This is a genomic window from Natronosalvus amylolyticus (assembly GCF_024298845.1).
Classification (GTDB): domain Archaea; phylum Halobacteriota; class Halobacteria; order Halobacteriales; family Natrialbaceae; genus Natronosalvus; species Natronosalvus amylolyticus.
Genome location: NZ_CP101156.1, coordinates 764,015 through 776,141, shown reverse-complemented (window position 1 = coordinate 776,141; position 12,127 = coordinate 764,015). Strand labels below are relative to the sequence as shown.

Below are 12,127 nucleotides of genomic sequence, written 5' to 3'. Positions count from 1 at the left end.
GAGTGACTCTCATGTTGGTCGATTTCTCAGTATTCGAGATGATCCATGATGATGGAGCCGACTCCGATCGATTCGACACTCATGATCGAGTTGCATCGACGAATCACGGCCTTTTTACCCGGTGACGGGGAAAGTCGAGTATGAGCTTCGACGAAGACGACCAGGTCGTCTTGCACGACAAACACAGTGAGTTCGACGGCGAAACCGGGACCATCACCCAGACGATGGAGTCGATGTTCGGCGACGTCACCTACACTATCAGCTTCGAGGACGGACAGGAGTCGGGCGTTCCCGAGGACGCACTCGAGGCGGCCCCCGAAGCGGAACCGGCTGACGAAGGCGACGAAGAATAAGGTACGTTAGCTGGCCGTTTCACGATGGCCAGTGGTCGACATACCGATATCGAAATCTCAGATGCCACAGATACCGCTTCATTACGTCGATTTGCGAACGTTCTGCTACGCCACGGAGGACGAAAAACGGGTCCAAGACGCCTTACTCCGCTTTCTCCCCGAGGAATTCGAGATCCAACGTGTCGAAAGTGAGGGCCATTACGGCGACCGCATCCTCGTCCTTTCGGCGCGTGTCGAGAACGCAGACGACGTTCGGCACGTGCTCTCCCAGTTGACTGACCTCGAGGCGTTCGACACTCTCATCGCGGAACTCGACGACCGAGTGACCGAGAACTGTGAACTGTTCCTCCGACTGGACAAACAGGCTGCGTTCGGCGGTGAGGTGGCCCTTGGCGACGGCATCACGTTCCGCGCGAAAGTGGAGGCCTATCCGGCGAAAAAGGCACACGCGGTCGAGAACGCCGAGGAAGTCTTGACGGACCTCGCTGCGGCGGCCCAGGATTCCTGACTGGCCTCATTACCGAGACGTGTCGGTAGCTCTGTCGATGAAACTCGAGTGACGGCACTGGCCGCCTGACGGAGACTCCTGGTCTCCGACGAACGCCGCGCTTTTGCCTTCTGCGTGAGAGCCTCGAGTATGGACGTACACGTCGTTGGAGACGATCCGGTTCGTGCGGCGGTCACCGCTGCATTCGATGATGTCGACTCGATTTCGGTCGTCCCTGCCAGCCCTGCGGACCTGTCGGATGCCCGATTTGGTGTCGTGAGCGACGTCGTCGGGGCCGAGACTTTCACTCGAGCGAACGAGGCGGCGCTCTCCGGGGGGACACCCTGGGTCGCCGTCGAAATCGGCGGCGTCGGTGGCCACGCTCTCGAGGGCGTCGACGCGGCCGTCTCCGGACTGTCGGCGGCGAGTGGTTGTTTCGAGTGTCTCGAGGCGCGCGTGGCCTCGACGACCGCGAACGCCGATGAAAGGCCCCGTGCTAACCGGAGCGCGGCGCGGTTGGCCGGCGCGATTGCCGGCCGCGAGTGCATTCGGCTGTTTAGCGGCGACGAGCCGTCGATTCTGGGACAGGTTCGCGAACTGCCTTATGCGAGACATACGCTCCACCCGGTGCCCGGCTGTTCCTGCCAGGAACCGGCTGAAGATGGCGGTCGTGATCGGACCCTCGACCGCACTGACGACGACTCTCTCTCACTCGAAGCGGCCGTCGACCGGGCCGAACTCGCTATCGACGACCGCGTCGGATTGATCGAGTCCATCGGCGAACTCGAGTCGTTCCCGGCACCGTACTACCTCGCGACGACGGCCGACACCTCGGCCTACAGCGACGTGCAGGCACCCCAACAGTCGGCGGGCGTCGCTACCGACTGGAACGGGGCCCTGATGAAAGCCGTGGGTGAGGGCCTCGAACGCTATTGTGCTGGCACCTATCGAGATAGCGATTTCGTTCACGCCTGCGAGAGTGAGCTCTCGAACGCCGTTTCACCGACGGCACTCGCCCGAAAGGAAGACTCTCCGACCTACGATCCGGAGACAGAAATCCGCTGGGTCGAGGCCACAGCGCTCGAGACTGGCGACCGAACCTACCTTCCGGCTGCCGCGGTGCAGTTTCCACAACCGGGGACGGCTCACGTCCCCTCGATTACGACCGGTCTGGGTCTCGGCTCGTCGACCGTCGACGCCCTGTGTTCGGGCCTGACGGAAGTCCTCGAGCGCGACGCCACCATGCTATCGTGGTACTCCACGTTCGAGCCGTTGGGCCTCGAGGTCGAGGTTGATGCGTTCACGACGCTTCGAAAACGGGCTCGAAGCGAGGGACTGGAGACCACGGCCCTGCTGTGTACGATGGACGTCGACGTGCCAGTCGTCGCGGTGGCCGTTCACCGCGACCTCGAGGTTCCAACCGACGAGTACGACGAGTCCTGGCCACACTTTGCCATCGGGTCGGCTGCCGGACTCGATGCGTCCGCGGCGGCCGTGGGCGCGCTCGAGGAAGCCGTGCAGAACTGGATGGAACTGCGGAGTCTCGGCCCTGAGGGGGCCGACGAAGCTGGTGGTGCAATCGGGCACTACGGTTCGTTTCCGGACGAGGCCCGTCAGTTCGTCGACGTGGAAACGTCGGTCGCCGCCGAGACGGTCGGCCCTGACCCCGTTCCAACCGGTGCGGATCGCCTCGAAGCACTCCTCACGCGGGCAACCGATGCCGGATTGACGCCCTATGCGGCTCGGCTGACCACTCGAGATGTCGAGGGAATCGGGTTCGAAGCGGTTCGTGTCGTGGTTCCGGAGGCCCAACCGCTGTTCACGGGGGACCCGTACTTCAGCGACCGGGCGCGAGAGGTTCCCGAATCGATGGGCTTCAAACCCAGACTCGAGCGAGCGTTCCACCCGTATCCGTAGGCGAAGAGTTGGGCAACGTCTCTCCGAATCGAAACGCTATGTCCAAAATCAGGTCACGAACCAACGGGTGCGGTTTGGGGGCGCATTCGGTGGCTCACTCGGCGGAAGCGGAGTCTCCGTCGGTCCGCTCTTCTCCGTCTGCGGAGCTGTTTGTCTCAGTTTCCGACCTCGAGATGGTCAGGGTCAGATCGTCGTCGGTGATGTGAATGTCTATCTGCTGTGTGTCACGCTCGACGGTTCCCTGTTCGACCAGGTCCTCTCCGGGGCGTCCGCTCAGGTCGTCGTGCCCGAACCGGGTGACTCGAAAGAGTTGGCCGTTCCGTGCCGCGGTCTGAGGAATCACTCGCTCGTTCGGATTGACACTAAAACTCTGGTCGTAGGTTTGTCGTCCGGATTCGGGGTCGATCCCCTCGAGAGCGATGTTGTACGAGCGTTCTGCTGCACTGTATATTTCGATAGGCGCGTTCGTACTGATACTGCCGGTAAAGTGCTCTCTCACGCCGTCGAGACACCCTGCAAGGGCTCCGAGGGACACCACACCTGCTGACTGGAGGACGTGCCGACGATTCACACCCCTGGCTAGGGAATGAAGGGTCCTAAGGCTACTGTTTCACAGACGAATGATCTCCGAAGCTGGTGTTCGATAAATCGGCTCGGAATACCCTGAAAACGCCTGGCTGCAGTCCGTTTTACTCGAACTTCTCGAAGGGCTGTTCACAGCCATTGCAGTAGTGCATCGATCGGCACAGCGAGGGTCCCTTCGGATGCTCTCTGACGGTATTACTCGAGCCGCAGTACGGACACTCGGCACCGCTCGAGTCGCCACCCGTTTCGACGCTTGGATCGGTTGTTCGTCGCATGTTAGACACTCAGGCCGAATTCTCGCAGGTCGGCTTTCCCCTGTTCGGTAACCATATCGAGCGACCAGGAGGGACTCCAGACGAGTTCGAGTTCGGCGGATTCGACCCCATCCGGGGAGGCTGCGGCCTCTCGAACCTCGTCGCTCAGCATTTTCCGGGCCGGACAGCCAGTGTAGGTGAGCGTCATGATTACTCTGACGTGGGCGCCATCGTCGCCCTCCTCGAGTTCGACGCCGTAAATCAGCCCGAGGTCGACGATGGAGACCGGCATTTCGGGGTCTTCAACCGCGTAGAGTGCGTCCCACACGGCTCGCTCGATTCCCACGGCTTCCTCACCGGTCGCCGGGAGGCCTTCGACGTCACCGCGCTCGACGTATCGGGTGTACGCACACGGTGTCTGTTCTGCGTCGCTATCGAACGAGACGTCGACGTCGTGTCGGTCATCGCTCACGTCGGCAGCGAGTTCACTCGAGGGGTCATTCCGTGGAGGCCGGTCACTCTCTCCCTCGGTAGATGAACCTGGATTCTCGCCGCCGATGGGGGTTTTTTCAGTCATAATTTCGGTGTGTTTGCAGTATCGGTTACTCGTTTTGCGTCCGGACAGTTACGCATCGTCCGGGTCCGACATAATCCGGTCGGCGCGGTCCCGGCCGAGTTCGCGGTACGTGTGGGTAAATTCGTCGTAGAGGTCGAACCACTCGTCGGTGTGCGTGCCATCACGGCCGCGAACGTCCGGCAGGTCAGCCGTGGTCACTTCACTCGAGTCCGACACCGGCGTCTCGATGCCCTGGGACTCGAGGAACGGGACGACACGGTCGAGCCAATCGGTGGCCAGTTCGTCGAGGCACCGGGTGCGGATTCCGTACTCGTCGATTCGGCGCTCGACGTCCGGATCGACCGGCTCGAACAGGGTGAGTGCGTGGGGAAACACGCGGTCGACGGCGTTTTGCACCTGTTCTCGCCCGTCGTCGGTCCCGGCCAGTCGCTCGAGCCAGTTGGTCGCGTGTTCGCGATGATAGGTTTCCTCGCCCAGCACCTTGCCGACACGGTCGACGATTCGCGGGTACGATGAGTCCTCGAGCGCCTCGAGTCTGAGCGCTTCGGCCTCGTCGTAGAGGTACGACCGGACGATTGCGTCGGCCCAGTCGCCCGTCTCGAAGGGGAGTTCGACCATCGTCGAGTGTCTGAAATCTGCGGGATCTCGCTCCCAGAGGAGTTCGGCTTCCGTATAGCCGAAGTCCTCGAGGAGGTCGTACCACAGGCGGGCGTGACCCAGTTCGTCCTGGGCGATGTTCGAGAGCGCGAGGTCCGACTCGAGGGTCGGGGAGCGAACCTGCCACTCGGTGTAGCGTTCGGCGATGACGAACTCGTCGTCAGCCAGCCGGTAGAGCAGGGTTTCGACAGCTTCCCGTTCGTCGTCCTCGAGGTCTTCGGGCCCCGAGAGGTGCTCGATGGCGCTCATCGGTTCCCACCTGCGGTTACCTCATCACGTTCACGGTCGGCCGTCTCCTGCTCGCGCTGTGAGTCGGCGACCTCCTCGGCGAACGATTCGTCCACCCGGTTGTACGTCATCGCCCACCGGTAGGATTTGTCCGTCGTGCCGCCAAAGTTCGCCTCCTCGGCGTCGACCTCGGCCACTTCCTGCTGGGGAACGACCCAGAGGCTGTTCGTCGGTTTTCGCCGACCGTGTTGGACCTCGGCGAACAGTTTCGCCATCTGTGCGTCCGGTGCGTGGACGTTCCCACAGTGGGTGTGATAGCCGCCCGGTTTCTCCTGTCTGAAAACTTCCCAGATCATGGTTCAGTCTGCCGCCTGCGGGGCGGTGCCCGTCGTTGTTCGTTCGTTCTCGTCGAGGACGCTGCGCACCCACTCCACTGCTTCCTGGGTGTCCTGGCGTTTCCCGATCTGTTCTTTGCTGCCCGCGGAGTTGTTCTTCGCGATGGTGAAGAACTCGTCCCAGTCGAGGTCGTCTTCGACGACTTTGTACGTACCGTCGTCGCGCTTTTCGATGCGCGGCTCGTCGGGAATCTCGAGGCCGTATTTCTTTGCCTTGGGGACGTACGCCGTGAGGAAGGCGCTTCGAAGTTCGTCGTTGCTCATCAGTTTGAGGCCGACTTCGCTCGAGAAGTCGTGGTGGGTGCTTTTGTCGTCAGTTGGGCCGAAGAACTGGATGATTCGTGGCCACCACTGGTCGAACGCCTCCTGGAGCATCTCCTGTTCTTTTCGCGATCCGGTAGCAAGTTCACGAAGGATGTCTTCGCCGTGTTTGACGTGGAACCCTTCCTCGAAGCAGATTTTGTCCATGGCGTGGGCGTAGGGCTCCCAGCTGACCTTTTTCAGGGTTGCCTGTCGGCGCATCGCGGCTCCGTCGACGAAAAAGCCGATCATCGGCGTTTCGGTCCAGCTCTCCATCGGGTAGTGAAAGCAGTTGAGGAACTTTCCTTCGCCGTTGGCGAGTTCGTCGAGCATTTCGTCTCGGGTTTTGATCCCCAGGGATTCGGCTGCACGGTAGAGCAACTGCCCGTGACCGATTTCGTCTTGCACCTTCGCTGAAAACGCCAGCTTCCGGTCGAGGGAGGGTGCCTGTCGGATGAACGGGCGCTCGAGATATGCGCCCATAATCTCTGAGTTAGCGTGGAACTGGATCATTCGGGTTGCGGCTTTGCGGTACTCCTCCGGCAGATCGTGCTTGGGGCTAAACGCCCGCGGACCCGCACGATCCTTGACGGTCTCGAGGTCCATGAACAATTATTCGGTTTCGTCTTGCCTACCTGTTGGCCCGTCTATGGACGGCATTTATATATGTCGTGGGCACACCCTTAGTATCATGATCGAGGAGTGCCTCGTCGTCGAATTCGCCGTGAGCGGTGACCGCTGTCCGCTCGCAGAGGCGACAGCGGCGACGGGGTTGACGGTCGACGCCGAACCCCCACAACGGCGTGGTGATGGGAACACGCTGTTGCAGTTTAGCAGCCCAGCCGACTCGGGGCTCGCTGCCGTGCTCGATGACGATAGTCGGATACGATATCTCCACGTCGCACGGACGAACGATCGCCAGAATTTTCGCTGTCTGTCCCGGGAACCCTGCGTCGTCCACGAACTGATTGACGCCGGATTTCTCGTCGATTCGATGCAGTACGTCGACGGTGAAGAACGCTACACTGGCGCTGTCGTGGGTCGTGACGTTCTCCAGGGCGTGCTCGAGGCCGCTGGTGAAACCGTTGGCGTCACCCTCCAGCGGATGTACCCGTTGGGGGACGAAGACGACCATGCTGTTGCACACCGATGGGACTTCAGCCCCGCACAGGAAGCAGCGCTTCAGGCAGCCTACGAAATGGGGTATTTCGAAATTCCGAAGGCCGCGACAGCTTCGGAGGTGGCCGCCGAACTCGACATCAGCAAATCGGCGTTTCTGGAGCGATTACGACGGGGGCAGCGTGGTGTATTCGGTCAGTTGTTCGATTGAGCGCCTTTCCGTACTTGTTCCCAGGGAGGGCTCGAGCGCTTTTTATCGAATCCACATTAGTACTGGAGCCGAAGTAACTACGGTCTATGAACAATGTAAATCTTGAGCCAGTAGTAAATTACTATAATATTACTATCAATATGGGTACCCAGCTATCGTTCCTCCAATCCCTTCCGGACGCCATACTGACGTAATGCCGTTTCGACGAGCACCGACTCAGCCCGTCGAAGCGTCACTGAGGCGCTGCTTTCGGCTATCTGGAGGGCATCGGCCACGTCTGTCAGCGTCCCGCTTCGCGGCACGTCGTAGTACCCACGCTCGTAGGCAGTCACAATCGCCTCGAGTTGTCGATCGGTCAGTCGCCGGGCGATAGTGCTCCCGCGGCGGTCGAAGTCACCTATCTGGACGATCTCGACGTCGATGGCCTGGGGCATATCCTCGAGGAGTCCCTGTAAATCAGGGTCCGAACCGACGACCGTGAGCCCCATTCGTGCACTGTCATCGAACCGAACCGGTGGGATGACGACGAGGTCGCGGTCGGTAAACGCGTTGCGCCAGCCGGCGTCTTCGGGTCGTGTTTCCTGGCAAACGTACACGTAAAACGAACCGTCATCGATCGGAGTAATCGTGTGGCGACGGACGGAATCGACCTGCTCCAGCACTGGCCGATACGCTTCGAGGTCACCGTCGACGTAGAACAGTTCGTACTCGAGGTCGGTGCCGGGGTCGACAGTCCACGCCAGCAGTTCTTCGTAGCGCACGGCGTCGGTCCGACGAATAAACGATTGCATCGGGTGCATCATCCACTCCGGTTGCTCGAGCCAGGTCTCGAGATATCGCATTGGGCGAACGAAGTTCCCAGGGTACATAAAAATCATCTAGGTGCTTCGGCCACAGTTCGAAGGTGCGTGCAAGTGTAGTGACACGTATGCCAGTACACTCGGATACCGACTCCAACGGGGAGGCGTCATCCCGGCCCTCAAGTACTGCCTCCGGTTCGAGACGAGAACCGCCTGGTCCGGACGGCTATCCGATTCTCGGGAGCGCTCATCGCATCATCCGAGAACCGCTGGATTTTCTCGAAGAACTGCACAGCTACGGCGACGTGGTTCGATACCAGATCGTGGGGAACACGGCAACAGCGTTGTTCCACCCGGAGCATGTCCAGCGAGTACTCGTCGAGGAACCGCAGTCGTTCGAGCGATATCTGTTTGCCGACCAGGGGTTCGATTTCGCCCCCGAAGGCATTCTGTTCAACGACGGCGAGCAGTGGGCCAACCAACGTCAACGCATGCAGCCAGCGTTTACCGTCGACCGGATACGATCGTACACGGAGACGATGGCGGAGTACGCCGAGGAAACTGCAGACGCCTGGGGGCCGGGTGAGGAAATCGCTCTCAATAGGGCCTTTTCACGGTTGACGCTCCGAATTCTGGCTAAAGCCCTCTTCGATATCGAACTTGAGCCAGGAGAAGACGACGCGGTGACTCGAGCGGCCCAACTGATCAACGATCAGAGCAACTCTCGGAGCGTCATGGGGCTCCTCCCACGATGGCTCCCAACACCGGGGAACCGGCGTTATCGTCGAACTATGGACGCCTATCGAGACCGCGTTGACACCTTGATAGAAACACGACGACGGGAAAACGAATCGGCGTCGAAACCGGGTGACGACCTCCTTTCGTTGTTGTTGCACCAACGCGACACGGATGGCTATCAGCTTTCGGAAGCCGAAATACGAGATAACCTGATCACATTTACCTTCGCCGGCCACGAAACGACGTCGCTCGTGCTCACGTACACGTTCCTCACGCTCACTCAGCATGCGGACGTTCGTACCCGACTCGAGGAGGAACTCGAGGAAGTCCTTGGCGGTCGGGCCCCATCGTTCGAGGACGTGACGCGACTCGAGTACACTGACCGTGTGCTTCGTGAGGTGATGCGACTGTACCCGCCCGCATACATCATCTTCCGGAAACCGACGAGTGACGTAACAATCGGTGGATACGAGATTCCGGAAGGGTCTGTTCTCTCGTTGCCACAGTACCAGATACATCGTGACGCTCGTTTTTACGATGAACCCGAAGCGTTCCGGCCAGATAGGTGGCGTGAGGAAATCGACGACACCCGTCCAGAGTACGCGTACTTCCCCTTCGGCGGCGGTGCACGCCACTGTATCGGGATGCGATTTGCCATGCTCGAACTCACGGTCGTGCTGGCAACGCTCTGGCAACGATTCGACGTCGAACTGTGCAGCGACCCAGAGCCGGAACTCGAGCCAGGCGCGACCCTCCAACCGGCGGAAGACGTTCGTGTTCGGTTACGAGAGCGATAGCTCAACCGGTCTTGTAGACGCCGCGAGCGTCCGCGATGAGTGTCTCGTCCTCGCTGTAGACGTCGACGTCGACGACGCCAACATCCCCGCCACAGCGAACGACGTCAGCTTCGGCATACAGGTCACCCGTTCCGGCGGACAGGTAATCGATTCGCATGTCGATGGTCGGTACGGGTTGATCGACCTCCGAGACGAGGGCCGCTCCACCGACGGTGTCAGCCAGCGTGAACGTGACGCCGCCGTGGGCCATCAACCGGTCGGCGTTCCACGATAGCGATTCCCGCATCTCGAGTCGCCCTTCGGCGTGACCGTCTGCTGCCTCGAGTACTTCGACGCCGAGCAGGTCGGCAAACGGCATCTCCTCGAAGAAGGCTTCGATGTCCATACGGTGACGTGGACGGTCATCCTGCATAAACGATAGGGGTGGACTTCGGTGTGGTGCCCTCCGTATCGAACGGTTGTGTCGCAAAAGCCTTTCAAAATCCGGGTAGACTCGAAACGAAATTGGAACAGATGGCGCGTATCCTTGTGCTTCTCGGCTTCCAGGTACACCTCCCGAGTCTGGACGTGAGTACCCGCTACTCCTGTGGCGAGTAGTTCGGTGCCTCGTCGGTGATCACGACGTCGTGTGCGTGACCTTCGGCCTGTCCGGCAGCGGAGACGCGAACGAACTCGGCGCGCGATTTGAACTCCGGAATGGTCTCTGCACCGACGTAACCCATTCCCGACTGCATCCCGCCAGCGAGCTGGTGGAGTTCCGACTCGAGGGTGCCCTTGTACGGCGTCGCAGCTTCGACGCCTTCCGGGACGTACTCCTCGTCGTCTTCGGGGTCGTCTTTGAGATAGCGGTCGCCATCACCGGATTTCATGGCACCGACCGAGCCCATACCGCGGTACTGCTTGTAGCGTTTGCCGTTCATCGTAACGACGCGGCCCGGTGCCTCGTCTGTGCCAGCGAAGTACGAGCCGAGCATGACCGCATCCGCCCCGGCGGCGATTGCTTTGATCGCGTCGCCGGAGTACCGGATACCGCCGTCTGCGATCACGGGAACGTCGTTTTCGCTAGCGACGTCTGCGACCTGCGAAACGGCCGTGATCTGGGGCATTCCAGCACCGGAGACGACGCGAGTCGTACAGATCGAACCGGGCCCGATACCGACTTTTATCCCGTCGGCAAACCCGACCAGGTCCTCGGCTGCCTCTCGCGTCCCGACGTTGCCTACGACGACGTCAGCGTCGACGGATTCTTTAATTTCTCGAGCGCCGTCGATGACGTTCAGGTTGTGTGCGTGTGCACAGTCGATGAACAGCACGTCCGCACCGGCCTCGTCGGCAGCAGTTGCGCGGTCGGTTTCGAACGGGCCGACAGCGACACCACAGCGCAGGCGACCGTCCTCGTCGCGGGCGGCCTCTTTGTACTCCCGGCGCTGTAAGATACCCTGCATCGTCACGAGCCCCACCAACAGGTTCTCGTCATCCACGACGGGGACGCGCTCGATTTTGTGTTCGTACATCAGGTCGAACGCATCGCGGGCGTCGATATCCTGCGGAGCTGTAATGACCTCGTCGGTCATCGCTGCCGTGACCGGGTCGTTCTCCCCGACCTCGAGGTGTGGACGAATATCTGTGCTCGAGATAATCCCCAGGACTTCACCGTTGGTGTTGACGACCGGGGCGCCGCCAACGCCCTTACGAACCATCATCTCGTCGGCTGCTCGAACGCTCATCTCGGGGTCTGCCGTCACGACGTCCTCGAACGGAATAATGAGTTCGTCGGCACGTTTGACCTGGGTAATCGATTCGACCATCTGGTCGATGTTCATGTTTCGGTGCAACACGCCAAGACCGCCGTGTCGAGCCATCGCGGTTGCCAGGTCGCTCTCGGTGACAGTGTCCATCGCCGCCGACAGAATCGGGACGGAAACCTCGACGTTTTTCGAGACGCGTGAGCGCAAGTCGGCCTCGTCGGGCTCGACTCGACTCTCTTTCGGACGGAGCAATACGTCATCAAAAGTCAACGCTTCCGGTACACGCAACTTCGAAGAATACGGTTCGTTCTCGGGAACGTCGTTCGCCATGTAAACTGTCCGGAACCAGCGTTGAAAAGCGTTGCGAGAACGGCTGACCGTGTGTGAACGTCTCTCCTATACCGTCGGACAAAACGGTTGATAGTTTCGCTGGAGGACGTTCCCGGCGACAGTCTATCAAAGCCTCTGTCCGACGGTATAACAGGCCCGATGTACGGCTCCTAACGAGCTCGGTGCAAGAGTTACACGGAAGCCGGTCAACACACCGGATAAACTCGCTCTGGAGAGGGTTCGTATCCCCCACTCAGACTATCGAACGGACGTCTCTCAGTACTCCGTCAAACGATGACGTGTACGCCGAACCCGACAATCGCTATCGGTTCGCCTTACATATTCAGGCTTGACGAACTACTCAGCCTGTCACTCGAGTCATTGTGATCCGTATTGCACCGATAGTCCACTTGGCTGACCATTTTCGCTCGAGTGAAACGTTCACTGCGAGACCGTCATCTTACTCAATCCATGTGGGTGGATAGCGCATATCGGCACAGATCTGTCGGTCTTTCCCCGGTTTCGATGAAAATCTATAGAATTGTGCCGACCTTTCCCACACAACGTTTAATAACAATCACCCAGTTTATCCTGGTATGCACGCTGTGATTCCCTGCGATACCCGAACTGC

Annotated in this window: 14 protein-coding genes; 5 read left to right on the top strand and 9 right to left on the bottom strand. The window is 60.1% G+C overall.

From position 1 onward, the window contains the following. The first annotated feature begins 140 nt into the window (after positions 1 to 140). From NLK60_RS03620 to NLK60_RS03610, 3 genes are all read left to right on the top strand, one after another. Entirely contained in the window at positions 141 to 353 is a 213-nt protein-coding gene (locus NLK60_RS03620; protein WP_254809532.1) for a DUF1918 domain-containing protein, read from the top strand. Between the two features lie 61 nt (positions 354 to 414). After that, on the top strand, positions 415 to 861 hold the full coding sequence (locus tag NLK60_RS03615) for an RNA-binding protein (protein WP_254809531.1): 447 nt from the start codon (positions 415 to 417) through the stop codon (positions 859 to 861). A gap of 129 nt (positions 862 to 990) precedes the next feature. Beyond that, complete coding sequence (locus NLK60_RS03610) at positions 991 to 2,757, top strand: YcaO-like family protein (RefSeq protein ID WP_254809530.1); 1,767 nt, start codon at positions 991 to 993, stop codon at positions 2,755 to 2,757. 94 nt (positions 2,758 to 2,851) lie between these two features. On the opposite strand, the gene NLK60_RS03605 is transcribed toward NLK60_RS03610, so the two are convergent. The 6 genes from NLK60_RS03605 to paaA all read right to left on the bottom strand — a co-directional run bounded on the left by NLK60_RS03605 (position 2,852) and on the right by paaA (position 6,359). Next, positions 2,852 to 3,328 (bottom strand): hypothetical protein, encoded by a 477-nt coding sequence (locus tag NLK60_RS03605; protein WP_254809529.1) that lies wholly within the window; start codon positions 3,326 to 3,328, stop codon positions 2,852 to 2,854. 118 nt (positions 3,329 to 3,446) lie between these two features. Then, positions 3,447 to 3,617: a 1,2-phenylacetyl-CoA epoxidase subunit PaaE gene (gene paaE, locus NLK60_RS03600; RefSeq protein WP_254809528.1), complete on the bottom strand. Its 171-nt coding sequence runs from the start codon at positions 3,615 to 3,617 to the stop codon at positions 3,447 to 3,449. Between the two features lies 1 nt (position 3,618). Next, on the bottom strand, positions 3,619 to 4,068 hold the full coding sequence (gene paaD / locus NLK60_RS03595; RefSeq protein WP_254810419.1) for a 1,2-phenylacetyl-CoA epoxidase subunit PaaD: 450 nt from the start codon (positions 4,066 to 4,068) through the stop codon (positions 3,619 to 3,621). 153 nt (positions 4,069 to 4,221) lie between these two features. Beyond that, positions 4,222 to 5,079: a 1,2-phenylacetyl-CoA epoxidase subunit PaaC gene (gene paaC, locus NLK60_RS03590; RefSeq protein ID WP_254809527.1), complete on the bottom strand. Its 858-nt coding sequence runs from the start codon at positions 5,077 to 5,079 to the stop codon at positions 4,222 to 4,224. After that, the gene (paaB, locus tag NLK60_RS03585) at positions 5,076 to 5,414 is read right to left on the bottom strand and encodes a 1,2-phenylacetyl-CoA epoxidase subunit PaaB (protein ID WP_254809526.1); all 339 of its coding nucleotides are present in this window, start codon (positions 5,412 to 5,414) and stop codon (positions 5,076 to 5,078) included. The genes paaC and paaB overlap by 4 nt, the downstream gene beginning before the upstream one ends. A gap of 3 nt (positions 5,415 to 5,417) precedes the next feature. Next, positions 5,418 to 6,359: a 1,2-phenylacetyl-CoA epoxidase subunit PaaA gene (gene paaA, locus NLK60_RS03580; protein WP_254809525.1), complete on the bottom strand. Its 942-nt coding sequence runs from the start codon at positions 6,357 to 6,359 to the stop codon at positions 5,418 to 5,420. A gap of 85 nt (positions 6,360 to 6,444) precedes the next feature. Between paaA and NLK60_RS03575 the strand changes: the two genes are divergently transcribed. Further along, positions 6,445 to 7,083 carry a helix-turn-helix domain-containing protein gene (locus NLK60_RS03575; protein WP_254809524.1) on the top strand — a complete coding sequence of 213 codons (639 nt, stop codon included), beginning with the start codon at positions 6,445 to 6,447 and terminating at the stop codon, positions 7,081 to 7,083. Between the two features lie 152 nt (positions 7,084 to 7,235). Here NLK60_RS03575 and NLK60_RS03570 read toward each other — a convergent pair whose 3' ends face one another. Then, positions 7,236 to 7,925: a helix-turn-helix domain-containing protein gene (locus NLK60_RS03570; protein ID WP_254809523.1), complete on the bottom strand. Its 690-nt coding sequence runs from the start codon at positions 7,923 to 7,925 to the stop codon at positions 7,236 to 7,238. Positions 7,926 to 8,011: 86 nt separating this feature from the next. Here NLK60_RS03570 and NLK60_RS03565 point away from each other — a divergent pair, with 86 nt between their 5' ends. After that, positions 8,012 to 9,418: a cytochrome P450 gene (locus NLK60_RS03565; protein ID WP_254809522.1), complete on the top strand. Its 1,407-nt coding sequence runs from the start codon at positions 8,012 to 8,014 to the stop codon at positions 9,416 to 9,418. A gap of 1 nt (position 9,419) precedes the next feature. Here the strand turns inward: NLK60_RS03565 and NLK60_RS03560 are convergent, their stop codons facing one another. Further along, entirely contained in the window at positions 9,420 to 9,803 is a 384-nt protein-coding gene (locus tag NLK60_RS03560; RefSeq protein ID WP_254809521.1) for a PaaI family thioesterase, read from the bottom strand. 193 nt (positions 9,804 to 9,996) lie between these two features. After that, entirely contained in the window at positions 9,997 to 11,496 is a 1,500-nt protein-coding gene (gene guaB, locus NLK60_RS03555; protein ID WP_254809520.1) for an IMP dehydrogenase, read from the bottom strand. Between the last annotated feature and the right edge of the window lie 631 nt (positions 11,497 to 12,127).

Bases quoted from the DNA above. Each gene is read 5' to 3' on its own strand.
- NLK60_RS03560 (WP_254809521.1), bottom strand. From the start codon at position 9,803: ATGGACATCGAAGCCTTCTTCGAGGAGATGCCGTTTGCCGACCTGCTC.
- NLK60_RS03570 (WP_254809523.1), bottom strand. From the start codon at position 7,925: ATGCGATATCTCGAGACCTGGCTCGAGCAACCGGAGTGGATGATGCAC.
- NLK60_RS03565 (WP_254809522.1), top strand. From the start codon at position 8,012: ATGCCAGTACACTCGGATACCGACTCCAACGGGGAGGCGTCATCCCGG.
- NLK60_RS03575 (WP_254809524.1), top strand. From the start codon at position 6,445: ATGATCGAGGAGTGCCTCGTCGTCGAATTCGCCGTGAGCGGTGACCGC.
- paaA (WP_254809525.1), bottom strand. From the start codon at position 6,359: ATGGACCTCGAGACCGTCAAGGATCGTGCGGGTCCGCGGGCGTTTAGC.
- guaB (WP_254809520.1), bottom strand. From the start codon at position 11,496: ATGGCGAACGACGTTCCCGAGAACGAACCGTATTCTTCGAAGTTGCGT.
- paaB (WP_254809526.1), bottom strand. From the start codon at position 5,414: ATGATCTGGGAAGTTTTCAGACAGGAGAAACCGGGCGGCTATCACACC.
- NLK60_RS03610 (WP_254809530.1), top strand. From the start codon at position 991: ATGGACGTACACGTCGTTGGAGACGATCCGGTTCGTGCGGCGGTCACC.
- NLK60_RS03615 (WP_254809531.1), top strand. From the start codon at position 415: ATGCCACAGATACCGCTTCATTACGTCGATTTGCGAACGTTCTGCTAC.
- paaE (WP_254809528.1), bottom strand. From the start codon at position 3,617: ATGCGACGAACAACCGATCCAAGCGTCGAAACGGGTGGCGACTCGAGC.
- NLK60_RS03620 (WP_254809532.1), top strand. From the start codon at position 141: ATGAGCTTCGACGAAGACGACCAGGTCGTCTTGCACGACAAACACAGT.
- paaC (WP_254809527.1), bottom strand. From the start codon at position 5,079: ATGAGCGCCATCGAGCACCTCTCGGGGCCCGAAGACCTCGAGGACGAC.